We start from the raw sequence: 235 nt of genomic DNA on the forward strand, positions 1-235 counted from the left end.
GTGGCTTTGTTGTATGATGTTTTCTCAAATCCCACAGTTACATTTAGTCTCGTTAACCTTAGAGGAACATCAGGCATGCGAATGACCCTGCCAGCTGCAGTTTTACTGTCCAGTACCATCGCACTGGTTTCGAATGCGAATGTCTATGCAGCCGAAGCCGCCGCAGATCAGAACGACAGTAATCATTTCATGTAAACCAGCCTGGACAGTGGCACTATATATGGTGGCAGCATCC

General features: G+C 47.2%; 1 protein-coding gene. It reads left to right on the plus strand.

The annotated features are described in order from the left end of the window. The coding region (locus RMT89_RS45485; protein WP_315889610.1) for a hypothetical protein at positions 1–195 on the plus strand (195 nt) is incomplete at its 5' end. Positions 196–235: the final 40 nt, after the last annotated feature.

The sequence above is a fragment of the Streptomyces sp. P17 genome (assembly GCF_032436805.1).
Taxonomy (GTDB): Bacteria; Actinomycetota; Actinomycetes; order Streptomycetales; family Streptomycetaceae; genus Streptomyces.